General features: G+C 38.2%; 23 protein-coding genes and 1 pseudogene. 3 read left to right on the forward strand and 21 right to left on the reverse strand.

What is annotated here, in order from left to right:
* Positions 1-25: 25 nt before the first annotated feature.
* From JZO83_RS03940 to JZO83_RS03960, 5 genes and pseudogenes are all read right to left on the reverse strand, one after another.
* A pseudogene (locus JZO83_RS03940) lies at positions 26-247 on the reverse strand (type II toxin-antitoxin system RelE/ParE family toxin); the annotation flags it as partial.
* 18 nt (positions 248-265) lie between these two features.
* Positions 266-505 carry a DUF6290 family protein gene (locus tag JZO83_RS03945; RefSeq protein ID WP_207115024.1) on the reverse strand — a complete coding sequence of 80 codons (240 nt, stop codon included), beginning with the start codon at positions 503-505 and terminating at the stop codon, positions 266-268.
* 183 nt (positions 506-688) lie between these two features.
* Positions 689-1,561 carry an ROK family protein gene (locus JZO83_RS03950; protein WP_207115025.1) on the reverse strand — a complete coding sequence of 291 codons (873 nt, stop codon included), beginning with the start codon at positions 1,559-1,561 and terminating at the stop codon, positions 689-691.
* Positions 1,562-1,564: 3 nt separating this feature from the next.
* Positions 1,565-4,243 carry an alpha-mannosidase gene (locus JZO83_RS03955; protein ID WP_207115026.1) on the reverse strand — a complete coding sequence of 893 codons (2,679 nt, stop codon included), beginning with the start codon at positions 4,241-4,243 and terminating at the stop codon, positions 1,565-1,567.
* Between the two features lie 13 nt (positions 4,244-4,256).
* Positions 4,257-5,546, reverse strand: a complete 1,290-nt coding sequence (locus JZO83_RS03960; RefSeq protein WP_207115027.1) for a glycoside hydrolase family 125 protein — start codon at positions 5,544-5,546, stop codon at positions 4,257-4,259.
* 151 nt (positions 5,547-5,697) lie between these two features.
* Here JZO83_RS03960 and JZO83_RS03965 point away from each other — a divergent pair, with 151 nt between their 5' ends.
* Positions 5,698-6,762: a LacI family DNA-binding transcriptional regulator gene (locus tag JZO83_RS03965; RefSeq protein ID WP_207115028.1), complete on the forward strand. Its 1,065-nt coding sequence runs from the start codon at positions 5,698-5,700 to the stop codon at positions 6,760-6,762.
* Positions 6,743-8,896, forward strand: a complete 2,154-nt coding sequence (locus JZO83_RS03970; RefSeq protein WP_242542389.1) for a GH92 family glycosyl hydrolase — start codon at positions 6,743-6,745, stop codon at positions 8,894-8,896. Before JZO83_RS03965 ends, JZO83_RS03970 begins: the two co-directional genes overlap by 20 nt.
* 255 nt (positions 8,897-9,151) lie before the next feature.
* Here the strand turns inward: JZO83_RS03970 and JZO83_RS14340 are convergent, their stop codons facing one another.
* The 15 genes from JZO83_RS14340 to JZO83_RS04035 form a co-directional block, all read right to left on the reverse strand.
* Positions 9,152-9,256, reverse strand: coding sequence for a putative holin-like toxin (locus JZO83_RS14340; protein ID WP_347401503.1), 105 nt, complete (start codon positions 9,254-9,256; stop codon positions 9,152-9,154).
* Between the two features lie 357 nt (positions 9,257-9,613).
* Entirely contained in the window at positions 9,614-9,718 is a 105-nt protein-coding gene (locus JZO83_RS14345) for a putative holin-like toxin (protein ID WP_347401504.1), read from the reverse strand.
* 68 nt (positions 9,719-9,786) lie between these two features.
* Positions 9,787-11,250, reverse strand: a complete 1,464-nt coding sequence (locus JZO83_RS03975) for a response regulator transcription factor (protein ID WP_207115029.1) — start codon at positions 11,248-11,250, stop codon at positions 9,787-9,789.
* A complete protein-coding gene (locus JZO83_RS03980) occupies positions 11,243-12,979 on the reverse strand; it encodes a sensor histidine kinase (RefSeq protein ID WP_207115030.1) in 1,737 nt (578 codons plus the stop codon). The genes JZO83_RS03975 and JZO83_RS03980 overlap by 8 nt, the downstream gene beginning before the upstream one ends.
* The gene (locus JZO83_RS03985; protein WP_207115031.1) at positions 12,972-13,586 is read right to left on the reverse strand and encodes a DUF624 domain-containing protein; all 615 of its coding nucleotides are present in this window, start codon (positions 13,584-13,586) and stop codon (positions 12,972-12,974) included. The genes JZO83_RS03980 and JZO83_RS03985 overlap by 8 nt, the downstream gene beginning before the upstream one ends.
* A gap of 81 nt (positions 13,587-13,667) precedes the next feature.
* A complete protein-coding gene (locus tag JZO83_RS03990) occupies positions 13,668-15,128 on the reverse strand; it encodes an ABC transporter substrate-binding protein (RefSeq protein WP_206853867.1) in 1,461 nt (486 codons plus the stop codon).
* Positions 15,129-15,153: 25 nt separating this feature from the next.
* On the reverse strand, positions 15,154-16,074 hold the full coding sequence (locus tag JZO83_RS03995; protein WP_206853869.1) for a carbohydrate ABC transporter permease: 921 nt from the start codon (positions 16,072-16,074) through the stop codon (positions 15,154-15,156).
* Between the two features lie 11 nt (positions 16,075-16,085).
* Complete coding sequence (locus tag JZO83_RS04000) at positions 16,086-17,033, reverse strand: sugar ABC transporter permease (RefSeq protein ID WP_206853872.1); 948 nt, start codon at positions 17,031-17,033, stop codon at positions 16,086-16,088.
* A 273-nt stretch (positions 17,034-17,306) separates the two neighbouring features.
* Entirely contained in the window at positions 17,307-17,969 is a 663-nt protein-coding gene (locus JZO83_RS04005) for a hypothetical protein (protein WP_207115032.1), read from the reverse strand.
* A complete protein-coding gene (locus JZO83_RS04010; protein WP_207115033.1) occupies positions 17,938-18,630 on the reverse strand; it encodes an ATP-binding cassette domain-containing protein in 693 nt (230 codons plus the stop codon). The genes JZO83_RS04005 and JZO83_RS04010 overlap by 32 nt, the downstream gene beginning before the upstream one ends.
* Before the next feature lie 410 nt (positions 18,631-19,040).
* Positions 19,041-19,760 carry a pseudouridine synthase gene (locus JZO83_RS04015; protein WP_207115034.1) on the reverse strand — a complete coding sequence of 240 codons (720 nt, stop codon included), beginning with the start codon at positions 19,758-19,760 and terminating at the stop codon, positions 19,041-19,043.
* 31 nt (positions 19,761-19,791) lie between these two features.
* Positions 19,792-21,441: a polysaccharide biosynthesis protein gene (locus JZO83_RS04020; RefSeq protein ID WP_207115035.1), complete on the reverse strand. Its 1,650-nt coding sequence runs from the start codon at positions 21,439-21,441 to the stop codon at positions 19,792-19,794.
* 153 nt (positions 21,442-21,594) lie between these two features.
* Positions 21,595-22,248 carry a hypothetical protein gene (locus JZO83_RS04025; protein WP_207115036.1) on the reverse strand — a complete coding sequence of 218 codons (654 nt, stop codon included), beginning with the start codon at positions 22,246-22,248 and terminating at the stop codon, positions 21,595-21,597.
* Between the two features lie 92 nt (positions 22,249-22,340).
* A complete protein-coding gene (locus tag JZO83_RS04030; RefSeq protein ID WP_207115037.1) occupies positions 22,341-22,847 on the reverse strand; it encodes a hypothetical protein in 507 nt (168 codons plus the stop codon).
* A gap of 63 nt (positions 22,848-22,910) precedes the next feature.
* On the reverse strand, positions 22,911-24,050 hold the full coding sequence (locus JZO83_RS04035) for a hypothetical protein (protein WP_207115038.1): 1,140 nt from the start codon (positions 24,048-24,050) through the stop codon (positions 22,911-22,913).
* Between the two features lie 104 nt (positions 24,051-24,154).
* Here JZO83_RS04035 and JZO83_RS04040 point away from each other — a divergent pair, with 104 nt between their 5' ends.
* Complete coding sequence (locus tag JZO83_RS04040; protein ID WP_207115039.1) at positions 24,155-25,657, forward strand: UDP-N-acetylmuramoyl-L-alanyl-D-glutamate--L-lysine ligase; 1,503 nt, start codon at positions 24,155-24,157, stop codon at positions 25,655-25,657.
* 209 nt (positions 25,658-25,866) lie between these two features.
* Here JZO83_RS04040 and JZO83_RS04045 read toward each other — a convergent pair whose 3' ends face one another.
* A complete protein-coding gene (locus JZO83_RS04045) occupies positions 25,867-26,757 on the reverse strand; it encodes a hypothetical protein (RefSeq protein ID WP_207115040.1) in 891 nt (296 codons plus the stop codon).
* Positions 26,758-26,764: the final 7 nt, after the last annotated feature.

A 26,764-nucleotide genomic window follows, 5' to 3' on the forward strand; every position in this document is an offset into this window, starting at 1 on the left:
TCCAAACTAGTCTCATTTGCAACGATTATTTCTTGTAAATAATGCTTCTATGACCAATAGCAAATATTTCAATTATAATTTCAGAGTCAATTATATTTGCTAGTATGCGATAATTCCCAATGCGGTACCGCCACTCACCACCTCGATTTCCCGTCAATCCTTTACCGTGTTGTCGAGGGGTGCTGGTTCCTTCCAAATTTTTTCTAATCCAAGCAACGATTATTCTTGCCTGATTTCGATTTTTTTTTGTGCTTTATGTATGTAGTTAAATATATACCCCCTCTAACAACTGCTCCATGTCAATTTGAGATATTCCTTCCTCTTCTTTTTCTTTAGAAAGTATTATTGCATCATTTAGTAATTCCAACTCAATTTGCTCTTCTATTTTTTCAAGGACTGCTGTTCTGTAAAGTTTCGTCAATGACAAGTTGTGTGCTTTAGCGTATTCTACTACTAATTCTTTTTCGTCATCAGGAATTCTAAATGTAATTGTTGATTGCGCCATAATCTATCCCTCCGCTCTAAGTTGTACCTACATCATACGAAAGATGCGGTTTTTGTCAATACAACGTTAGTACATAACATATAGAATAAAAAAGAACGACTACCAATAATGACAGTCGTTCTCTATACCTATTTTTATTCAAGTTTCCATCTAAAATTAAAAGTCGCTATTTTCTTCTTAGATTTATGCAAATTCATTTCCTTCTCGATGCGCCTTTTCCGCCAACAGTAAGCTGCCGATGATCCCACTTTCATTTGGCATTCCCCATTGAACGATATACTCCTCGACTGGTGGCGTCTCCATATAACCTGCCATCAATGTCATAAATTGTTCTCTCACTTTTTGCAGCAGGTGTGCTTGATTCATGACACCTCCGCCTAAAATGATTTTTTCTGGAGCGATCGTCAAGGAATAATTGACTAATGCTTGTGCAAGATAATAAGCTTGGATATCCCAGACTGGATGATCTTCCGGTAGATCTTGCCCTTTGATTCCTGTACGTGCTTCGATCGATGGTCCAGCAGCTAATCCTTCTAAACAGTCTTTATGGAAAGGACAAGTTCCTTCATAATCATCTTCTGGGTGACGTTTGACCATGATATGCCCCATTTCTGGATGCGCACTGCCAGAAAGAATGTCGCTATTCAACACGACACCGCCGCCAATGCCTGTGCCGACAGTCAAGTAGATACAGCTATTTTTCCCTTGCGCTGCCCCTTTCAACAGTTCGCCATATGCCGCAGCATTGACGTCGGTCGTCCATGCCAAAGGAACGTCGTATCGTTGTTTGATACTTCCCAAGAAATCAAAATCTCGCCATCCTTGTTTAGGTGTAGCTAAGACGTACCCATAGCGTTCGTTGGTTGGATCAATACCGATTGGGCCAAAGGAACCGATTCCAATTGCTTCTAACTCAAACTGATCAAAAAATTCAAACACACGTGCCAAGGTTTCTTCCGGCATCGTCGTTGGCACACTGATTTTTTCAATGATCTCTCCTTGATCTGATACCGCACAGATAAATTTTGTTCCGCCTGCTTCTATTCCGCCATACATCAATTATTCCTCCTCAAAGCCGATTGTTCGAATCTCGTAAGGTCGCAACATCGAGTCAATCGTCTCCTGACATTCTTCTTCAAGGAGATTCAACAGTTTGCCTTTACTGTCATTTTTTGTTAACTGTAACGATTCTAAATGACTAGACATATTGAACCCTCTCGTTACTAGTTTATCATTAAGTTTACTTCGTTTCAAAGTAGTAATTGCAAACGTTTCCCCTTTTATTGATAAATATTGTTTTTTTGATGATAGTTTACCGACTTGATTCGGCAATTGTTTTGTTGAAAACGGAATTTGTGCGGCATAAGCATGTTTGTATGTGGCAAATTTATCTTCTCCTGCATGGACTTCTAAACTGTAATCAAATTGATGAACACCTAAGCACTGTGCTTCCGGTGTTGGGAAATACCCCCAGTCACCCATCTCGCCGACACAACGCAGTAAGGTCACTGCAATTGTTTTTCCATCCACGATTTCATATTCATTCAAACCAAAGTTACCGATCGTCAACCCTCGCTGTTCATCTCCTAATTGAACAAAGGCATGCTGATGTTGCGGATTGGTTGGATTTTCCCAATTCGCAGATACTTGGTTTGGTCGAGTTACAACTTCAAAAATACTATCTGCTTCGTGTTGTTCCACCTGTAACTTCGTTGGAAACAGGACACGTAAGCGATGATCTTTCATCTGGTTGTCAATGACGGTCGTAAAATCGATTTTTTTACTCTGCGCATGTAGCGTAATCAGCGTAGTGATTTCTAATGGCTTTGTTTCTTTTGAACGTTGAGCTTGTCTAAAGCGGAACTCTCGTACCATTTGTTGCTCTTTTTCTAATCTGTCATCTGCCGAAACAGGGATGTCGATCGTTACAGTTACTTTGACTTGAGCAATTTCAGATGTATCTTTGATGATTTCAACAGTGCTTTGTTGATTTTTTGAAAGAATTGCTTTTTCTCCTTCAGGTTGCTTGAAGATATATTCATTCCCGATATCTCCTACATCTTCAAATAGCAACAGCTCTTCAAACGTTTGTCCGGTCGTTTTATCCAACAAAGTCAATGTGCCATTTTCTTCAATGGTTAGATGTACTTGTTGATTTTCTAAACTCCGTCCTGCTTGAGCAATCATCGATTCCTGTTTTTCTTCACTAGCTCCTTCAACTAAAGTAAATGTTTCCCAAGAAAAAGCAGGCATGTCATGAATGGGCAGTTCGATCGTGACGCTTTTTTTCATATACGGTACTCTAAAACGGTCCTTTGGTAAGTCATAGCCAAATGAAACAACTTCTTCAGAAATCAAAGCTGGTATTTGTTTTTTATCTGCCGTTTCCACATGATAGTGCTTTTTAGGTTGTTCCGCTAGTTCTTGATATAGCTCTTCTGGACTCCCTTCAGCAAATCGTTTTCGCTCCAACTCTAAAGTGATCTCTGCAGACCCTGTTTTAGGCATTCCACCGGTATTGAACACGACAAAAGGATAACTTTCCTTTGAAAAAGTACTGGTATCGATAGCTGTCGCTAATTGTTCCAACGCTTCTTGTGTTAAATATTTCCCTACTTCATTCGCTTTTTCAAAACGAGGGATCATTTCACGATGGACGGAATCAACTGAACATCCGCAAATACTATCATGAGGGTGATTTTGCATCAGTGTTTTCCAGGCATAATCTAATTGGTCGTGTGGATAGTTTCCTGTGACTTCATACGCCATCGCCGCTAAAGGTTCTGTGACATTTTCAAGTTGACGTTGCACTTTTGTGTTCCATTGTTTTAGATAAACTCTTGCAGAAGCTGTATTCGCTAACGTGTACCAGCCATCAGTTTCTTGACTGGTTAATTCACCTTCGACCGCACCAAGTTCCTGCGGGACATCTTCTTGTACAGCTTTGAGATAGTCCGTAAAGTTCGAATGGATAAATTCATAATCGGGGTATAAGTCATTTGCCAATCGGATTGCTTTTGATATATCTTTTTGTACAGGTTGGTGGTCCACACCATTCATCATCAATAAATGATCCGTAGATGCATATTGTTCTGCATCTGCTAACTTCTGATCCCAAAAACGAATGGCCGCTTCTTTTTCGGCAGGAATCTCGTTGCCATTGCTGTACCAGTTGGCAAACAACAACCCAAAAATCTCCGATTGATCGGCTCCTTTCCACCACATTTCAGAATATTGCGAGGAATAATTTTCGGCTTCTAGTACTTGGTTGTCAAAGCCGATCGGTTTGACACCACGACCAAACGCAGCCGCTTCTAAGCCTACTTGTTTCATCATTTGCGGTGTCTGTCCCATGTTACCGAACGTATCTGGGAAATAACCTAACATGACAGGCGTCCCCCATTTACGACTTTCTTCCATACCGATCAGCATATTTCGAACATTTGATTCTGAACTGATCAAAAAGTCATCTTGCAAGATATAGAAAGGGCCGATACGCAATTTTCCAGCATCAATGGCTTTTTGGATGGCTGCTTGTTTTTCTGGGCGGACTTGTAGATAGTCATCCAGAATGATGGTTTGCCCATCTAAATGGAAGCTGTTGAAGTCTGGATCTGTTTCAAATAGCTCTAGTAAATCATCCATTAATTCCACTAGTCGCATATGGTGCTGTTCATATGCCATGTACCATTCACGGTCCCAATGGCTATGAGAAATGATATAAACTTTTTTCTTCACACTGCTCTCCTCCTTATTTTTCCACTCGGATATCAAAGTAATCCATGACTAATTCGCAAAACATCATATTCGCCCATGAGAACCACTCTCTTGTATAACTTTCAGGATCATTGACATCAAATCCTTCGTGCATCAAATGTGTGCCAGCATCTGTGGCGACTAACAGATCAAGAATCCGCTCTTTTTCTCGTTTATCTTCTGTCGTCATCCCTTCCATCGCTAAAGCGATTGGCCAAACATAATTTTCTGGTGTATGAGAAGAGCCGATTCCTTTTGCATATTGCCCTTCATAGTAATATGGATTTTCTTTACTTAGCAAAGTTTCACGCGTGTGCAAATATCTTTCCTCTGTTGGTGGACAGTAGCCGAGATACGGTGCTGCGATCAAATTCGGTACATTACTGTCGTCCATCAACGATGCGTTTCCTAAGCCATCGACCTCATACGCATAAATTGCTTCTCCACGACTATTCTTGGTCAAACCATGCGTATCAATACCTTGTTTGATTTCTTGTTTTAAGTGATTAGCCGCGGAAACAATTTCTGCCTCCGCTAAAATTGAAGAAAAGATTTCTTCAATATAACCTAGTACGACTACCGCAAACATATTCGATGGGACAAGATAGCCAAACTGACAAGCATCATCACTTGGACGAAATCCTGACCACGTCATACCGGTTGGTGCGATCGCACTTCCTCGCCCTTCATTGACTAACGTATCTTCTTTTCTTGTCGTGTCGCGCATAAAGGTATATGGTGATTGCTCATGATTTTGTTCCACCTTGAAAACATGTAAGATTTTTTTGACGCCTTCCACAAAAGAGGAATCAAACTGATCCACTCGACCAGTATTCTTATAAAGTAAATAAGCAAGTTGGACAGGGTAACATAAAGAATCGATTTCATATTTTCTTTCCCAAATCCAGTCGTTCATTTCTGTATGATCCGTTTGATGCCCTGCGCCATTTGCTTCTTCATTGAAAGCATTCGCGTAAGGATCGATATTGATATAATAAAATTGTTTTTTCACTAGTCCGCTGATCATATCTGCTAAGTCAGTATCTTCTTTTGCAAGGACTAAGTAAGGACGAACTTGGGCGGTTGAATCTCTCAACCACATGGCAGGGATATCGCCAGTCAAAAGAAATGTCGTTCCGTCTTCTTGTCTTTTCACAGTAGTCAGCAATGTATTTGCAAATGCAGCCGAAAAATTCTCTGCCCAATCAGCATGCGCCTCACCACATTTTTCAATGATCGTGTCCATAAATTGTTCTACTGATTTTGGTATACTTTTATAAGCCATTTTTATTCTCTCTCCTATCAAAATGATATATCATAAGGATTATAACCTTTTGCACAAAGATTGTCTACGCTTTCATAAGAAGTTTTATCTATTTACTTTTCTTTGTTTTATGCTATGATTTAATCATGATATATCATTAAGAGGTGTAATTATGGAGCAGCCATTATATAAAACAATTTTTCTAGCGTTAGAAAAAGCAATCAATGAGGGGACTTTACCTGTCGACAGTCAAGTCCCTACCGAAAAAGAATTATCTGAGCAATACAATGTCAGCCGTATCACATCAAAGCGCGCACTGACCGAATTAGAACAATTAGGAATGATTTATCGCGTTCGTGGCAAAGGAAGTTTTGTTAAAGCCCCTTCGACGAAAACCGGCGAACGTATTTCGTCTTCCCAAAAACGAATTTTATTTTTATTGCCTTACTTGTCAGATCTTTCAGTAGGCGATTTTACACAAGGATTAAACCCAGTCATGCAAGACAAGCAATTTGAGGTCATGATGACTACCTTAGATTTTCTTGAAAAGAAACGAGCGGACGACATCATGCAAGAGTTCGATGGGCTGATTTACTATGCCTTTCAAACCGATCAGCATCTTGATCTACTCTTTGAACTATCTTTACAAGAGTTTCCAGTTATTATTTTAGATAAGAAAATCTATGAGCTTCCTTTCCCAACCGTTCTGTCAGACAACTTCCAAGGAGGATCATTAGCAACACAACAGCTGATGAAGGAAGGACACAAGAGAATCGCCTATCTTTTTGGTGATACCACACATCCACAGTCTGTCAGACAACGTTATCTTGGCTATCTTGAAGCATTGAATCTAGGAAAATTATCTTTTCATACAACATTAAACGCGCAGGAACTCACTGAAGATATGTTAGATATGTACATCCAACAACAAGTAACAGCTTTTGTTTGTGAGAATGACTTAGTTGCCATCCAAACAATGAATCAGTTAAAGAAAAAAGGCTATCAAATCCCTAATGATTTTTCCGTGATTGGTTTTGATGATATACAAGCCGCTGCTTTAGTTGATCCACCACTCACGACGGTTGCCCAAGATTTCAAACAGTTAGGCGAACTTGCCGGAAATGCTTTGATTGAATGGCTCGCAACAAAAGAATTACCGAAAGATATCAAATATCCTGTCACATTTATCCAGCGACAATCAACAAAGGAGATCAAAAATGAAGATCCAACAGATTGACACACGTCACGGTACAGCAAATCAAGGAACTTTTTCAAATGGGAACTGCCTGCCTTATACAGGCGTTCCTTTCGGCATGAATTATTTTGCACCACAGACAAACGATCAAAAAGGCAGTTGGTGGTTCCACCCGGAGGATCGCACGTTTCAAGGCTATCGTTTGACCCATCAACCTAGCCCTTGGATGGGAGATTTCAGTCATTTCTTGATGACTCCGATCAGCGGAGCATTAAGCGAACCGACGATTTTTCATGCCCAAAGCTCTTATCGACCAGAGGAAAGCCTATTTTGTCCGACACATTTATCGATCAAACAATTGCGCTATGGTATCCAGTCAACATTGATTCCTAGTATGTATGGCGGTATCCTTTCGCTAACTTACACTAAAAGTGATAGCGGTTTATTATTGTCATTTCCTGGCCGTTTCCGTCTGACTGCCAAAGATGCGTATACGCTAGAAGGGCAAGTCACTCATTTTGCCGGAGCAGAAGACCCGAACTTCACTTTTTATTTTGTGTTACGCTTCGATCAACCTTTGACAACTCGTGCACTCGATTATACTAGCGAACAAGCCGCTGCTGTTCCGATTTATTTTGGTCCTATCAAGCACCAAACGATTCGACTAGGCACGTCATTCATCAGCATCGAACAAGCACATCACAATTTGAACCAAGAACAAAACAAACAAGAAAATGACTACCTTTTAGAGAGTCGCAAGCAATGGCAAAGCTACTTTGATCGAATCAAAATCAATCATCATGATCAAAAGCAAATGGAAACGTTTTATCACAATTTGTATCGAACATTTCTGTTTCCTCAAACATTTTATGAAATCGATCAAGAAGGAAAGAAAGTGCATTATGATACTAGTAGTCGTTCGGTAAAAGAGGGAGTTCTTTATACAAATAATGGTTTCTGGGATACGTACAAAACGGTTTATCCACTTTTTTCATTGATTGCAGTGGATAAATATGAAGAGATGTTGGAAGGCTTTTTAAATAGTTATCGAGAAACTGGCTTCTTACCTAAATGGCTTTCGCCTGATGAACGAGGGCTAATGCCTGGAACATTGATCGATGCAGTGATTACTGACGCTGCCGTCAAAGGCATCGGCACACCGAACATGCCTGAATTTTTAGAAGCGATGAAAAAAGGAGCAACGATTCAAAGTGAAAAGCAAAATTATGGGCGTCAAGGTACCGACGATTATTTGAAGTATGGCTATGTACCGAATCATTATCATGAATCGATCAACCATACTCTTGACTATGCTTATAGCGATTTTTGTATCAGTCGCGTCGCTCAAACACTCGCTGATGACGAAACGGCTCATCATTATCAGCAACAATCAAAAAACTACCGTAACGTTTTTGATCCACAAACTGGCTTTATGCGTTCCAAAGATTTATCTGGACAATTCCGACCTGATTTTTCTCCTACTTCTTGGGGAACAGACTATGCAGAAGGCAGCGCTTGGCAGAGTAGTTTTGCTGTGTTTCACGATTTTGCAGGGTTGATTGAAATACATGGCGGAAAACAAGCGTTCGAGAACAAATTAGTTGAATTATGCAATCAAGCGCCTACGTTTGAAGTCGGTGGGTACGGATTTGAAATCCATGAAATGAGTGAAATGGCAGCAACTGAATTTGGTCAACTAGCCATCTCCAACCAACCAAGTTTTCATTCCCCTTATCTTTTCCATTACATTGGGAAACCTGAGATGGCACAGCCATTGATCAAACAATTATTGACACAACTTTTCGATGCCTCACCCACTGGTTATCCTGGCGATGAAGATAATGGCAGCATGGCTGCTTGGTATATCTTTAACAGTTTAGGCATGTATCCCGTCACACCCGGAACAGGTGAATATGTGATTGGTATACCCTTATTTGATCAAGTGATCGTATCACTTTCAAATGGAAAACAGTTGACCATTCAAGCTACACCTAATCAACCACAACAACAGTTTGTTCATCAGGTGAGTCGAAACGGAGAAACTTATGAAAAGCTATACTTTACCCATCATGATTTATTAAAAGGAGGAACGATCAACTATCATTTAGGAATCGTACCTACTACTAAAGCTTATTCAGAGGAAAGTTTGCCCTATTCTCTAAGTCGCAAAACGTGATAATAGATATTCGATGAGAAAATAGTAGAAGCAAGAAACCTTCTTCAGCAATAAGTATAGAGGAGGAGCAACTTCAGTTAAACTTTATTGAATGATTGATTGCATTCATGACTCGTTGTTTACAAATACCTCGTTAAGATGCTATACTAAAGAAAAGAAGCGATGCGCGAACATCGCTCCAATGTAGCCGTTTTGTGGTAGCATGTTTTTAGGTATATAAAACCCGTCAACTTGTGCTAAAAGTTTATGACGGGTTTATTTTTTATCGTTTCTGCTTATTGTCAGCATCATGCCAACAAGCGCAAGCAGCAACGATCCAAACTGGATCATCAATGCTAATGCTTCAGCAACAGACAAAATGGCTACTCCTTCCGTTGAAGTAGGAAAATGCTCATACGCATCACCCCCTGAGTAGCTACCATCATAAACAATCTACATGCTCCATTTTAACATAGAATCTATCAGAAATTTCCATTTTTACGTTTTTTTATATGATTGTTTCACCACAAACAATCATATAAAATAAAGAATACACGAGAAACCTGCTCGCACATCCTCTGTTTTTTTATTTGTGAAAATTTGTTTACAGATGACTTACTAAGATGCTATACTAAAAAAGAAGCGATGCGTCAACATCGCTCCAATGTAGCCGTTTTGTGGTAGCATGTTTTTGAGTCAAGATAAACCCGTCAACTTCTGCTAAGAGTTTATGACAGTTTATTTTTTATCGTTTTTGCTTATTGTCAGCATGATGCCAACAAGTGCAAGCAGCAACGATCCAAACTGGATCATCCGTGCTAGTGCTTCAGCAACAGACAAAATGGCTACTCCTTCAAAAAGTTATATAAAACAGAGGTCATGAGATAAATATTCTCACAACCTCTGTTTTTTTATTTAGACAACACGCCTTCACTTTTCCCTTGATTTTCTCGATATTCCGTCGGAGATTGCCCGACGATTTTTTTGAATAATTTTGAAAAATAGGTCGTATTGTTATAGCCGATCTCATTGGATATCTCATTGATATTTTGATTGCTATGGAGCAACAACCATTTTGCTTGTTCCATTCGCAAATGGTTTAGGTAGGAAGAAAAACTTTTCTTTGTTTCTTTTTTAAAAAGCTGGCCTAAATACATGACATTTAGGTGCAGATCCTCTGAAACTTCTTTTAGTGTCAGTGGCTCATGATAGTGTTCATGTAATATTCCCAGTACTTTTTCTACATTCAGGCTGTATTTTTTTTGATTTTGCTGTTCTTTAAGTAATGCTAACAACAAGTGGTGCAAGTCTTGGACTGATTTTGCCTGATTGATTTGTTGGATGCCATGTAAGTATTCATCATCTTCTAAGCGAACGAACTCTCTTTGAATATCCATAAATAGCAAAAAACTCAAGTGCCGAATATCTTCCGGTGTCATCACGGCACGTTGGAATTGCTCAAAAAAGTCAGTGACCATTTTCTGTGCAGCTTCCAATTGTCCACTTTGAAGTACGCGATTAAAATTCGAAAAATCAATCACTTGCTCGTTGGCTACATGTTGATCGGCATATATGATCTGTTGCTTTTGTTCGCCATAGAATTGATGAAGTTGTAAATTATCCTTCGCTTGGTGAAAGCTTTCCGGTATTTTCTCAACTTCCTTTGTCTCTTCGCCAATACTGATCAACCACTCTTGTTCTGAAAAACAAGTTTCGACTAAGCGGCAAAAACTAGCGACTGTCTGTTCTTCTAATAACAGAACGTATAAGAGCAGCTTCCCATAGTTTCTTTGATAGTAGTAGGGTTCTTTTGTTTTGACCAGCCACTCCTTGACGGTTTTTTCTGCTTCTCTAGGCAATTGAACCAAAAGGATGCGCCGCTGTTTCGACCCCAATTTCTCCAATAATTCTTCTTCACTTGGCTCATCTAATTCTTCATTCAACCATTGACTAAACAGGATTTCTTGAAAGATTTCTTGTTGATTTTTTTGTTCGTATTGATGGTCCAAACGTTTCTTAACTGTTTCCAGGCTAGTAATCAGTTCTGTTTTATTCACTGGCTTCATCAAGTAATTTACAGCTCCTAGTTGGATGCCACTCTTCAAATAATCAAATTCTTGATAACCAGATAAAATCATAAATTCAAAATGAGGATATTGCTTTTGAGCAACTTCAATAAACTCTAATCCATTCATTTCAGGCATCGTCACGTCGGTCAACACAAAATCAATCGGCTGTTTTTCCAGAATCGATAGTCCTTCCATCGCATTTTCTGCTGTAGCGACTACTTCAAAACCTAAAGAATTCCAATCAATGATTTTTTTCAATCCCGCTAAAATCATATATTCATCATCTATCAGTAAGACGTTATACACGGTCGTCCCTCCTCGTAAAGGTAATATGAATGGTTAGTCCCCCTTCATTGTTTCGCTCCAACATCATCTGATAACTTTCGCCAAAACTACCACGCATCCGCTCATTGACATTCTGTAACCCAATCGATTCAAATAATTCTACTTTTGGATGAGCGAGTCTCGCTTTGATTTCTGCTAAACGTTCCTCAGTGATCCCTTTGCCGTTGTCGCGAATCAACAGATGGACAAGTCCATTTTCTTCGAATACTTTTACACTTAGCGCATTATCAAAGCGAGTAAAATCGATCCCGTGCTTAAAGTAGTTCTCTACTAAAGGTTGCACGATGAATTTAGGCACTTCGATATTTTCTAATGAAGGCGCAATCGTAAAATGATAAGCCACACGATTAGGGTAGCGCATTTGATACAAATACACATACTTCTCACAAAAGTCCAATTCTTCTTTTAAGCGAATACTCTTTTCCTGATTAGTATTATTCCGTAACAAGGCGGAGAACGCATAAACGACATCTGCTAACTCTTCACTACCTTCACTGATGGCGTACATGCGAATATACTCTAAGGTATTGTATAAAAAGTGCGGATTGATTTGTGCTTGGAGTGCGCGCATGTGGGCATCTTGCTGCTTGATCTCTAACTTGTAGATATCTTCCACGTATTGATTGATACTTTTCAACATGTCATTGATGCCTACAGAGAGATCTTTTAATTCGTATTCAGTGATGCTTGTATCCACACGTGTATCTAAGTTGCCTTTCGCTACTTCATCCATGGCTTCCATGACTCGTTCGATTTGTTGAGAGTAACGCTTGAATGTCTTGTATAATAGCAAAAGCAGCAACCCGACTAATACGATCACGCCAACGATCAAAGGTGCTAAACTCCTTACAGTGACTCGACGAACCGCACGTTTGTCTAATGTAGCTAAGATACGATAATCATCGGATAACCCTTGTGCTTGGATGAAGTTTGATTTCGCTAATGCTTCCAGTGGTAACGTCGAATCTGCTTGTAGTCCATGATCGATCAGTTTTTCTTGTTTAGCCACTTGTCGTTTCGCCAATGCTTGATCATGAAAAGTATATAATCGGTTACTAGTTCCTGATATCATATAAAGCGATAAGCCACTGAAAGTATTTAAATTAGACAACGCTGCATCCAACTCATTTTTATCGAAGCCCACAAACATACTGCCAACTTCTGCGCCTCCTTGGGTGATCGTCATCTTGATGTAAAACGCGCTTTTTAATTGTGGTGTGCCACGTTTGACCGTACCACCTTTATTTTCTCGTGTGGACTCAAAATATTCTGGCAACTGATTAAATGTAAGATAGACGGTACTCACTTCTTCGTATGCGACGTACATATCGCGAACTAAGTTAGGAAAAGAAAGAAAATCTGATGTTTCTCGCTGTTTGTCATAAGCATACATCAGGTATTGATCGATCGGTTTCGTCAAGTACGTCGTGATGTTCTCGATTTTATCTGCATTTCCTACGAACTGATCTTTGATGACTTTGCTTAAAGTTGTTTTATCACTAAGGGTTCGTAAAGTACTTTGGACCGCCTCATTCGTCACTTGTTGGGCTTGTATTTGTCTTTGGATGAAGGTGTGCGCACTGATGATGAAAGTAGCAATCATCGTCAAAGAAATCATGACGATTGCATATTTACGTAATAATCGATTCAACAATGTGCCTTTTGAAAAGATAAAAGCCAGCCTATTCATACGTTTCCAGCTGTATGTCCAGCTTTTCCCGCCATTGCTTAGTGATCAGCCCATTCCAGACGGTGAGCAAACCAATCAGTCCAAATAATATCAATCCTTTGTAGTTCCACGTTACCCAAAGAATCATTCCACTGCCAAGGATGATTTTTAGAAAAGTTGAAAAGCTAGCAAAGCTGGAGATCAAGCTTAATTTCAATAGATTTCCTAAACTCATTTGATAACCACTATCCAAGATCATGCTATATTGATAAGTGGCATAGGCGTATAACATGCTAAACAGTAAAATAAAATCAATGACTAAAAAAAGAATGCCTTGGATCTGTATCGATAAATACAAATTATAACTAAGTAAAAAGAGACACGCAGAAAAAAGACCAAATAATTGATTTCCTCGAACAAAGTTTTGTTTGAACATCCGCCAACTACCGCTGAATGTGATTTCCTTATATTCGAACCCATGGCGATAAAATTGTTCATTCACTACTTTCCATGCTGGCCCGATCCCTAAAATGACTCCTCCACAAAAGGTCAATCCCCAGAAATACAACGTCAATTTCATTATGACCCATACACGTATGAACAATGTTTCTAATGCTTTACCTAACACACGTCTCCCCCCTTATTCTTCATCTTATCCTATTATACAAATAACAGCGAACAATAAAAAATGTCCGCCGTTATCTTTTGATTATTTATTATCTTGTCGGAATGTATCGTATTGTTTTTGCATTTCTGTCAATACTTTATCGTAGCCAGCTTTGTCTAAGGCGTCCATTAATTTTGGTAGTGTTTCATCTGGATCGACCGTTCCTGTATTCAAGCCATCCAAATATTGATTCATCACATTAGAAATATTGCTTAATTCTGTTTTGACCGTATCAGTATTGAAACTGAACCCTAAAATCGGAGAAGTCTCTGCTTCAGCGATGGATTGATCTCTTTCAGCAATCATTTCATCGGTGATCGTGTCTTGTGTATAAAGGATTTTATTGTTGCCAGTATTCCAAGCAGACATGTGCGTTTTTGGTTGGTACCCATCTAATAGTTTTACCTTGTCATCGCCTACTTTTTCCCAAGCTTCTCCTTCGATTCCCCAAACTAAGCCATTAAGCAATTCAGGGTCACTGTTTAGCAGCGCTAAGAATTCTACTGCTTTTTCTTTATTTTTTGACGTATTAGAAACAACAAAGTTTGCCATTTGTGCTTGCGCAGTCGATTTCAATGGCACAGTGATTGGTTTAGACACTAATTCTTGGTTGGCTGCATTTGTTAAGATCGTATCGCCGTAATCGTAAGGTCCTTGTGTTTCTCCACGCATCAACCATGTGTTACCTTCTAAAGGATAATCTTTGTTGCTTGTCGCTGCATCACTAGGGATCAAGCCTTGATCGTACCAACTGTGCATCGTACGTAACAACTCGATGTATCTTTCGTTGTCATATTGGTTGATGATTTTTGTTTTATCCCCATTCAAGTCAACCGCAAATGGCAACGTGTTTCCTAATGGATAGTCAAAGTCACCTTGTACTTTGAATCCTTGGCCGATTGCAAAAGCAGCTGTATTCGGTTCTTGTTTATGGAATTCCTGTAATACCTTTTCAGCATCTTCGTACGTTTCGATTCCATCAATCGATAAATCATATTTATCTAACAATGGTTTATTAAAGGTCAAAACTTGTTTCGCAAAGACGTTGCCATTTACTGGGAACGCATAAAGTTTTCCATTGACTAGATTGCCTTTGATATAGGCTTCATCCAATGAATCATACGCTTCTTTACCATATTTAGGGGCTAATTCTGTCAAATCTGCAAATGCGCCTTTTTGAGCATTTGATACATAGTTATTGGCAAAAGCGATATCGTAATTCTCACCTGAAGAAATAATGACGTTCATCTTCTTCTCATAGTCGCCCCAACCGATATAATTGATATTGACTTTCACACCGATTTCTTCTTCGATTCGTTTATTTGCCACTTCCATCAACTGATCAAGGTTATCTGGTTTATCCCCGATCTGATACATTTGTAATGTTGGAGTATCACTGGCTTCTGCGTTATCTTGATCACCTGAACCACCGCCACAAGCTGCTAAACTGATTGCTGTTAGTGCTGAGAATCCTGTAAAAGCTAATTTCTTCCATAACTTCATTTTTTCTCCTCCTATTTTTAGTGCTTTATTCTTTGACGCCGCCAATCGTTAACCCTTTAACAAAATGTTTTTGGAAAAATGGATAGCTGATCGCAATCGGTAACGTTGAAATAACAACGATCGCCATACGAGCAGACTCTCCAGGAACTGAAGCAAGACCGCCGGCTAACTGACTGCCAGCTCCAGCATTTTGAGTAAGATATTGGATATTACTTTGGATCTTCATCAATAAATATTGCAATGGTACTAGTTTATCATTTTGGATATATAGCAAGGCATTGAACCAGTCGTTCCAATAACCTAAAGCTGCAAATAAACTGATTGTCGCAATCCCTGGAATCGCTAAAGGCAAGACGATTTGAACAAAAATCCGCAGTTCACTTGCCCCATCGATCCTAGCCGATTCGATGATCGAATCAGATACCGAACGCTTAAAGAAGGTTCGCATCACGATAATATTGAATGGACTGACCGCCATCGGTAAAATCAACGCCCAAATCGTATCTTTCAGCTGTAGTAAGTTTGTCATCACTAAGTAGTTCGCAACCATACCTGGTGAGAACAACATTGTAATCAAACAAAAAACTGTAAAGAAACGACGAAACGGAAAGTTAGAACGAGAAATTGCGTAAGCATACAGAGACGTTGCCGTACTATTGATCAACGTTCCTAAAACCGTCACGAGAACGGTCACGAAAAGCGCTTGAAAAATCTTGTCTTGCATCTGATCAAACAAGAAAGTATAGCCAAAGGTACTAAATGCTTTAGGCCAGAAACTGTATCCGTGCGTCGATAAGGCAGATTCTTCTGTAAAAGAAATCGCAATCACAAAAATAAATGGTAACACACAGGAAATAGCAAAAAGTGCAATCAAGATGTTGGAGAAAAAGTTGGTGGTTTTATTGAACGAGCGGATCTCCACTCGTTGGACTTTCTTTTTATTCATTTCTCTCCTCCTTAGAACAATGCCGATTCGCTGTCAAAACGACGAGCAATCGTATTGGTGATCATTAATAAGACAAAGCCAACGACAGATTGATAAAGCCCAGCTGCGGCCGTCATGCCAAAGTCACCCGTGGATGTCAGACCATTGTAGATATACGTATCTAATACTTGAGTCACCTCATAAAGTGCGCCGGAATTTCTTGGAATATTATAGAATAAACCAAAGTCGGCTCGGAAAATATTTCCAACAGCCAATATCGTCAAGATCGTCATCAATGGAACCAACTGCGGGATAGTGACATGCTTGATTTGTTGCCATTTGCTTGCGCCGTCGACCATCGCAGCCTCGTAATAGGTTGGATCGATCCCCATGACCGAAGCAAAGTAAATGATACTGTTATAGCCGATTCCCTTCCACGTTCCAATAAAGACTAAAATAAATGGCCAATATTTCGGATCATTATACCAATTGATCGTTTCGCTGCCATTTGCTGCCAGCCATTGGTTGAAAATCCCTTTATCTGGACTTAAAAACGCATACACGAAGTAACTGATGATGACCCAAGAAAGGAAATACGGCAGCAGTGACATCGTTTGATACACTTTTACCAAGCGTTTGTTTCGCAACTCACTCATAATGATTGCAAAGACGACAGATATCAAGAGATTCAATAAAATAAATGTCACATTATATAAAATCGTATTTTTCGTGATCAAAAATGCTTGATCGGAAGAAAATAAAAATTTAAAATTCTCCAATCCTACCCAAGGACTCTCCCTTAAACTTGCAAGAAAGCCATCAGCAGAAATATGGAAATTTTTAAACGCAACCACATTCGCTAGAACCGGGATGTAAAAGAAAAAAATCATCCAGATCATCCCAGGGACAGCCATCAAAACAAGCGCTTTGTATCGCCATAAATTGCCAATAAACCCTTTTAACCCCTTCCTTTTTCGCATATAAAAACTCCTTTCCCCTCATTCGCACTGTAATTATAGCGCTTTCAAAAAAGAGAATAAATAAACAAATTATAGGTAAAATGAAACAAATTATAGAGAAGGGGATGAAAGGAGTGTTCAATAATGAGTAATCAGACAGAAAAAACTACTTACAGAATCGAGAAATACATCCCTTGATTCTGTAAGTAGTTTTTGTCTCAATTACTCTATTTGTTTGCTACTTGTAATCTAAAAACTACACAATATAAACATCTTCAAATAATTAACCTAGTATTAATAGAGTGAAAAAGTTCTCTTGAATCTCTGGATACTGATAAATTCTAATACAATAATATAAAATGCTAATACTATAGAAATCATTAGTATAAAAAGACCCATTGAAAGGAAAATGGAGTTTCTATGATTGACCTGAATATCATAAGGTAAAATAGAATTGAACAAAGAGACCAGTTTCATGTTAAGAAGAATGGAAAGTACATAACTAAGACTTAAACCAAACATGTATATAAAAAAATTTTTAAGCAGGAATTCTCTCAACACATATTTAGGGTGGATCCCCAAATATATTTTTGTTTCAACATCTATTCTATCAATTGCTTTTATTAGCGACATTTTATTTCTAAAATCAAATAGTATATAAATAGAAATTATTACTATTAAGAAGGATAGAATATCCCTCCCAAAAGAAATTTGCATCATTAAAAATTGATTCCCATTTAAACTTAGTTGCACAAACTTTAAATCAGCACTCATTATTTCTTGTTCCATGACTTGAATCAATCTTTGTAAATATAGCTGCAAAAAAACACATTCAAGAAATAGGATTCCAATAATAATAATCGAAACAATGTATCTAATCCCTGTTTTGCGTGCGCTCTCAAAGCTTCTCTTAACAAGGTATAAGTTAGATAAAATAGTTGGCCCCACATTGATCATAGACTTTTTCTCCTTTAGTTAGCTTAACTATTCTAAATTGGGATTCTTCTATAAAATTAGGATCATGAGTAGACATAATCACTGTAGAACCTAGTCGATTCATTTTTTTCAATAACTCAAAGACAATTTTTGCATTTGCCTTATCTAAATTAGATGTCGGTTCATCAGCAATAATGATTTTGGGATTCGCAACGATTGCTCTTGCAATATTCACACGTTGTCTTTCACCACCAGATAGATTTTTAGGTGAACTTTTTATATATCTATCTATTTTTAAATCTATTGTTACTTCCTCAACTCTCGATTGTATAAATGAGAGTGGATAGCCTAAATATTTCAATTTATATGCTATATTTTCAAACACTGTCCATTCTTCAAATAACCTTGTATCTTGAAAAACTACTCCCATCATTTTCCTTAAATCTTGTAATTCCATATAGTTATATTGACTTAATTCTTTATCATAAATTTTCAAGCTACCGGTATTATACATTCGTCTCCCTTGAATTAATTCAATTAAAGTTGTTTTTCCCGAGCCGCTTGCTCCTATCAGAAAAACAAACTCTCCTTGTTCAATCTTTAAATTTATGCTTTTTAACACCTTATTATCTTTGTGTTCCACGCCAAGTTTATCCATTAAGATGAAATTATCCTTTTTCATATTTCCCCTTCACATAAGTAGATTATTAAACATTTCTATAAACTAAATAACATGTAAAAAAACAACTTTTTCGTTCATTATGTACTTCCATTTTGGGATATACTAGTACTTAAAAATTCCCTATAAATTTTATTTGAGTAGTTTTAATGACTTGATTTTTTGGACAATAAAAAATTCAGATGACTTATACACTAAGTATCATACATCATATACTTATCATTTTATTACATCTTTCATAAATATTTGATTTAGCATCATAATCGTATATGGAATTTATTTTTTAGTACCTTCTCTATTCGTGTTTACGTTTAGGTTTCTCAATTGTTGCAGATACTTCTTTCACAATCTCAAACAAAAAAACTTACAGAATCGAGAAACTACATCCCAACTCTATAAGCCATTGTTACTATCTATTTACTTCTAACTTGTGCCAATTCCTCTGCCGTCATTTGGCGATAGTCTCCTAAGGACAAATCATCTGGGAGATGGAAATTCCCCATACGAATCCTTTTCAAGTAAGTGACTTCTTTCCCAACGGCTTTCACCATACGTTTGACTTGATGGAATTTTCCTTCATGTAGAATCAAGCGAATACGAGAAGTGTTAGTTTCTTCATCGACCGAATCGATAATGAGCGTCGCAGGTAAGGTTTGTTCATCCCCATCAATAAGTAAGCCTTCTGCAAAAGCTGACACATCTTCCTTTGTCATCACGCCTGCAATCTCTGCGAAGTATTCCTTTTCCACATGTTTTTTTGGCGAGAGCAACTGATGTGAAAACTGTCCATCATTGGTCAGGATCAACAATCCTTCTGTGTCTTTATCTAAGCGGCCGACTGGAAATAGGTCTTCTCGAAAATCTTCATCAGAAAGTAAATCGATAACGGTTTGATCATAATTATCTTGAGTTGCTGAAACTACGCCAGCCGGTTTATTCAAGATATAATAAAAATCTTTTTGATAATGTAAATGTTCATCCAGATACATCACCGTATCTTCCATTTCTTTTACTTGATGTTTATCACTTTTGATACATACTCCATTGACTGTGATCAAGCCTTTTTTGATCAGCCCTTTAACTTCTTTGCGGCTGCCAAGACCGATATCGGCTAAAAATTTATCTAAACGCATACGATTGTCTCCTTTTTTAGCAATGTCTGTCTTATTTGATGCGCAAACGTCGTCGTAAACGAATCATCCCTTGACGTCCTAATAGCTTATCTGCGAGACGGAGCTTCAATGCTAGATACGTATAGACGAAACCGCCGACTCCTGCTACTAAGACGATCAATACGAGCGATTGGAACTTACTATCTTGATTCAAGAACATCCCGAAAATCATTTTCGTTAGCCCCGCTGCAAGAAGCATCAACATCGTTAGAATAAAAATCAATAAGGTGCGCCGCCACACGAATTTCCGATTGAAGCGTGCCACTTGATGGATTTTCTTTAGTATCAGCGTACAAGAAACGATAAAGCCGATCATCGTTGCAAGCAATGGGCCATATACCTCAAAAATACGGATGGCTGGATACTGCAACACTAATTTTACGATAAACCCAATGAGTAAATAGTAAATAGCTGCTTTATTCTCAAACATCCCTTGGAGCATATTTGATACAAGCATGTAGAGTCCTAGAAAAAGACCAACAAAGCTTGCTTGGACCAACACTTGGCTTCCTAGTTGATCTGGCGTATAAAATAGCGTATTCAACGGATAAGCTAAGAGCATCACGCCACACGTTGCAGGAAACATGATAAAAGAAAACAACTGTAAGTTACTGCTTGTCAATTTTGCTAATCCACGTCGGTCTTTAATCGTTACCGCTTCTGTGATCAACGGTAGACCTGTCGCAGCAATCGATGTTGCTAAAGCAATGACAACCATTGTCAACTTATCAGGATTCGCACTGAAAATCGAAAAAAGATCCAATAATTGTGCATTTGAATACTCGGTGGCATTCGACATGATCTGAATAAATGTAAATTGATCGACCAATTTAAAAATCGTGATCCCTGAGCCGACAATGATAAAAGGAATCGCTTCTTTGATCGTATCCACCAGTAATTCTTTCGTCGCAATCGTCACTTGATTTTCGCTATATTGCACACGAGCTGATGTATACGCTTGATGTTTTTTCAAAAAATATAACAAGACAGCCAAACTGATGACCATGCCAATAAATGCTGCAAAAGTCGATTGAGTGACTGCGGTCACGTAATTACCTGACAGGACATTCATAATGATGAATGTGGAGAGTAATAAATAGAAAACACGTGCAATCTGCTCGACGATTTGAGAGAGGGCATAAGGCATCATTTCCTGATTCCCTTGGAAGTATCCTCTAATGACACTCATACAAGGAAAAACGAGTAGCGCTGCACTTAATGAGCGCATGATCGGAATCAACTCTTCGCCACCACCAGAGGCACGAGCTAACCAAGGAGAAGCAAAGTACATAAATCCTGCAAAAAACACACCTAACACAGCCATCATTTGCATTGCTCGTAAAAACAGCCGACGAGAGGTACCATATTCATTCAATGAATTGTATCGTGCGGTTTGTTTCGCAATTGCAGCTGGAATCCCAGCAGTTGAAATCATTAAGAATAGCGCATAAATATTGTACCCCATATTGAATAACCCATTGGCAGCCTTTGCATTTTCGCCCATCCAAGCATACCAAGGAATAATATAGACTGCCCCAAGCAATCTTGAAATCATATTGCTTGCAGTCATCCAAGCAGAACCTCTAGCCATTTTCTCTTGGACTGTCAAATTTTCTACTGCTGGTTTTCGTTGATTAGTCATTGATCAGATTCCAACTTTCTTCAAAACATTACTCATATTTTAAGTGTAAATCTTCAAAGTAGCAATCTTTTTTGTTGGCTTTTTTTGATTTAGTGTCGATCGCAACCTTTACATAATAACCGTTTTCTTTCATTCGTAGGAAGTTCTTGTGTTTTATCTTTGTTCTTTCGAAATCGCGGATTTTTTATTTTTTTGTGAGTTGCCATTTACAACAGCTGCATATTTTTTTGCATATTCATATTTTCTATCAAAACTTTCTTTTTTGAATTTAAGATGGAAATTTTCTTTTTTGAATTTAAGCCCTAATTCACTACTATCTTGATCAGAGAAAACTGTATCGTCTCTTGTCTTTCCATCATTCGTTGATTTAGCAGCTATGCCCTTTAACGTACTTTTGACTGCCACTTTCCCGTTTGCTAGAGCTTCCTCCTTTTCCAACCATTGCTGATACTTAGGGATATTTAAAATGCTAGATGTTGGTTTTACTAATTCACGAACTTTCTTATTAAACTGGTCTATCTCTGCTACTCCTTTACTCAGACCTTCTGTTTGTTGCTGATACCTAGTGATACGTGGAATGCTGTGAACTGGTTTTTCTTCTTTACGCTCTTTCTTTTTAAACACATAGTCCAACGCTGCTTGCCCTTTAGTCGGCGCTCCATCTTTAGCTAACAATTCTTGTAGCTTAGGGTTAGTTTCTACTTCTTGTACTAATTGAATTGATTCATATCTATCATATTTTGCATAACCTCGCCTATACTTATTGAGACTTACGAATCTATCATACTCATTAATTTCTCGATTCATTGATCTATTCCTTCTTTCTTTTTATTTTAAATAGCGCATTTCAGATAAACATAGTTCTATGTCACTCCTACTCTTTTACTCTTTCGTTTTACTTACACTTTCATACTACGATCTCGTGCTTTTGAAGCCACAGCTCTTTCTTGTTTTGACATTGAATGATTTGCCGTTTTTGCAACTTTTTTCGCCGAATCTAGTTTACGGGTGAAGTATCGAGGCCTGTCTTTCGTAGTCACAGTAGAAGGATTTACATTTTGGACCATGTGTGGATGATTTACTGACTTAATGACAGCTGTTTTAGATTTTTTTATTTTTATTTTACGACTGAGTGTTCTGATTTTTTTTAGTATATATGAAAAAAGTCCTCGTCGTTTTGATTTCAGTTGTGAAGATGTTTTCTCTAAATCTGGAACGCTTGCTATTGTATTTTTTGATTGCTCTTCTGATCGTTGAGAAAGTCGGCTATCTTCTAGACTATAATAGATTGAGTCAGATTCTATACTGTGCATTGAATGATATTCTAGATGCTGTTTTGACTGTAAATATTCGGTATTTCCCTTCGATAACTGTCCTTTAAATTCGCTTGTTTCTTCAGAATTCATTTTTCTACTCCTTCTTTCTTTTTATTGGTTAATTTATTCTTAAAACATTCTGCGACTAAATCATCAGCTACGCAGCGGTTCTCGTCTTTCCCTTTGCCGTGTTCCCTTACTTGTAACTGCCTCATTTCTCCGATACGCTATTTTTTCAACTCTATGTACTGTTTTTTCGAAGAAGGTTCGTTTACAAGGTCGATTTTTTTCCCGACTGTCTTCGCCGACTATTGGCTTATCTTGCTTTATCTGCTGTTGGAGGGTAGCAAATGCGCGCATTTGCTCTTCCTTTTTCATATTGTATTTCGCATTCGCATTTCCCTGTTGAATGACTCCCTTTTTATTGCGAAAATCCATCCACTTCCTGCGGATCCAGTTGTGTTTTTGAAACCTTTTTGGCTTGTAAGCTTCCCACATCTTCTTATACTCGAATGACTCCCATGGTGGACTGACTTCTTTTCCATTTTTAAAGAAAATGATTTTCCCTTCCAGTTGCGACCAATTCCGATAGACATAACGAAGTTCATGGTTGGTGACATTGCTAGTCGGCTTTTTTACGCGCGGTTTAGTCAAGACTCGCTTCATATCCAGTCCGTCTAATAGAAAATAAATCATCACATTTGGATTTGTTTTGGCAATATCTACACCGATTTTGGACCCTCTTATCATATGTAATGATGGCGAATATAATTTGCCTTTTTTGGCAAAGCCATATCGATGTTCGCCCAAGTTTGCGTTAGGATCTTTCGCTAATTCACTGTAGATATACCTCCCTAATTCTTTGCTGTCAGGGAGTTTCAATACACTAAATTCATCTGGTATATAATTTTTAGAATAGGCTTTTACAAAAAAATAAGGCTGGGCAACAGTTCCTTTATAAAGATGAGCGAACCGATTTTTGAGGGTGACTTGTGTGTGATAGTAATAATCTTTCCATAGTGGTAAATCTCTGTACTCGGACTTGATATAATCCGGCCATTCATAGGAAAACTTTTCCCATTTTTCTGGCGTTGTCAGCTCTGCTCCTTTTGTCCTTAACACATCACGTAGATGGCTAAGATAGAGATCAAATGAGTAATCTACCCAAGTTGTCTCTTTATCGACTGTCACATTTTTTAAATGAAATTCTCCGTTAGCTATTCGGTTCAAATAGTCATTTCTTGTGGTTGTTAATCCAAAAAATAAAATCACTTGTTTCTGTTCATTTTCCATACCTTGCCTTCTTTCATTTTTACTTAAATCGCCCGTTCACGAAAATACGAGCTGAAAAAATATGCTATAATAGACCAAATAAATACAAAGTGAGGGATGATTCAATGAGCTTCTCCTTAGAAGATATCCGCAACTTATTGTTAAAAGAAAATCTGTTAAAAGAATTTGTATCACCACAAGGGTGGCATCTTTATGCCCCCGAAAATCGAGTATTCAAGAAATTAAGTTATGACTCACGTCAAGTCGATGCTGAGACATTATTTTTTTGTAAAGGGTTAAACTTTAAAGAAGACTATTTAACCGCTGCAATCGCTCAAGGGCTTAATTATTACGTTGCCGAAGAGCCTTATGAAACTGAAGCTTGTGGGATTATCGTTACCGATATCCGTAAAGCAATGGCAATTCTTTCGATGGCTTTTTATGACTATCCGCAAAAGAAAATGCTAGTGATTGGTTTTACTGGTACTAAAGGTAAGACAACAGCTGCATACTTTACAAAAGCAATCTTAGATCATACGACTAACTACAAGACTGCTTTGTTTTCAACGATGAATACGACATTAGACGGTAAGACTTTTTTCAAGTCTAATTTGACGACACCTGAATCATTGGATCTCTATCGAATGATGGCGGAAGCAGCGGAAAATGGAATGACTCATCTTGTCATGGAAGTTTCTTCCCAAGCGTATAAAACGCAACGTGTTTACGGTCTAACCTTGGATGTTGGGATTTTCTTGAATATCTCTCCAGACCATATCAGTCCGATCGAACACCCTACGTTTGATGATTATTTTTATTGCAAACGTCAGTTGATCTTAAATTCTAAAAAAGTGATTTTGAACCGTGAAAGTGACTACTTTGATTTGTTAGTGGAGACAGGACAAGTCCATGGTATTCCTGCCATCACTTATGGACGAGCAGATACTACAGACGTCCAAGTGAAAAGTTTAGAAAATCAAACACAAGCCTTTCAATTGATCACACACGAATGCGATCTACCAGTTGAGGCGGAATATGAGATCAAATTAGCTGGTGGCTTTAATCAGGAAAATGCAGCCAGTGCGATCATTGCGGCAACCTTAGTTGGTGCTTCCATCAACGATGCCCAGCAAGGACTTAAAGAAGCGAGAGTTCCTGGTCGAATGGATCAGTTGACTCATAAAAATGGTGCGCATGTCTATGTTGACTATGCACATAACTATTTAAGTTTAAAAACGTTATTAGCATTTGCAAAGAGCGAACATCCCAACGGTCGTGTGATCGTCGTTCTAGGAAGCCCAGGAAACAAAGCGATTTCCCGCAGAAAAGATTTTGGGGAAGTCTTGTCAGAAACAGCCGATGTCGTTTTCTTGACTGCTGATGATCCTGCCTTTGAAGATCCGCAAAAAATCGCAGAAGAAATCCATGCAGCAATTACGAATACGGAGCTTGCAGTTCATTATGAAATGGATCGACCAACTGCGATCCAACAAGCGTTAGCAGAAAGCCAACCAGAAGACTCTGTTGTCATCGCTGGTAAAGGCGTCGATGCGTATCAAAAAGTCGGTGGAGTCGATAAACCTTATGAAGGTGACTATGACATCGCAAAACGCTTGATCGAACAATGATGGCTTCTAAAAAAGAACGCTTAACTTAGACATATCACTTTAGCTAAAAGAGGTTGTAACGGAAGCGTCTTGATCTGAGCAGTAAGCTAAAAAATTATAAAATATGAGAAACTATATTCAATTTTCTAGCTTACTGTTTAAGGTCAGCTACTGGAACACTGTTGAGTCGATTTTAAAGAACACAAGATGCCTAAAATCCCAAACTCTTTTTAGATGGTTCGTTCCACACTTTTTGAAGAGGAACGAAATTCATGTTTTTTTCTAGCGATTTCTTGACTTTCATCCATTTTTTTATAAGCATTCGCTTTCAGACTATCAAGTGATTGTACTTCCGATGCCCTTTCTTTATTGGTAGAGGTGCTTTCCATTGAATCTGTTCCCTTCACTTCTCCTCTCTTATGTAGCCTTCCTGCTGCATAATTTTTCCATCTTAACTTATATAACGGTTCCTTCCATGGTGGCCTTGTTCTCTTATTATTTTCAAAAAAGACCACTTTATTCTTTAACACTTTCCAATCCCGATAAATATAACGTAATTCTGAAGATGTTAAACTGAAATAGTCGCCCTTACCGTACTCTTTGTCTATTACAGCTCGTTTATCTAGATCATCTAACGTAAAATAAATTTTTGTATTTGGTCTTGTTTTTACTATATCGATACCTATTTTACAGCCTCTTTTTGTATGTCCGCATGGTTCGATCCTTTCTCCATTTTTATGAAATTTATGCATATTTGGGCTATATGCTACCACTTCGACTTGCTCATAGGGCTTTTCTAATCTATTTTTTTCATTTTCCCGACTAAATTTGAAATAGCGTGGCCATAATGGCAAATCCTTGATTTCTGGCAGTAAATAATTGATCCAATCTTTAAAAAAAAGCTTTCTTTTCACTGGGTCCATAAGCATCTTTGCCCGCTGCTTCATTGTTTCTCTCAATCCTTCGATATATGTATCAATCAGATGATCATGTACACATCGACTATCTTTAAATACATCTTTTTCTGTTGGGATTTTTCCGTCCAAGAGATCACCGTAAAAAAATTTACGTGGCTCGGATAATCCGAAAAGAAAGATCATTGGTTCCTCTTGTGTATCCATGCTATTC

It is taken from the genome of Enterococcus sp. DIV1298c, from assembly GCF_017316315.1.
GTDB classification, from domain to species: Bacteria; Bacillota; Bacilli; order Lactobacillales; family Enterococcaceae; genus Enterococcus_B; species Enterococcus_B mangumiae.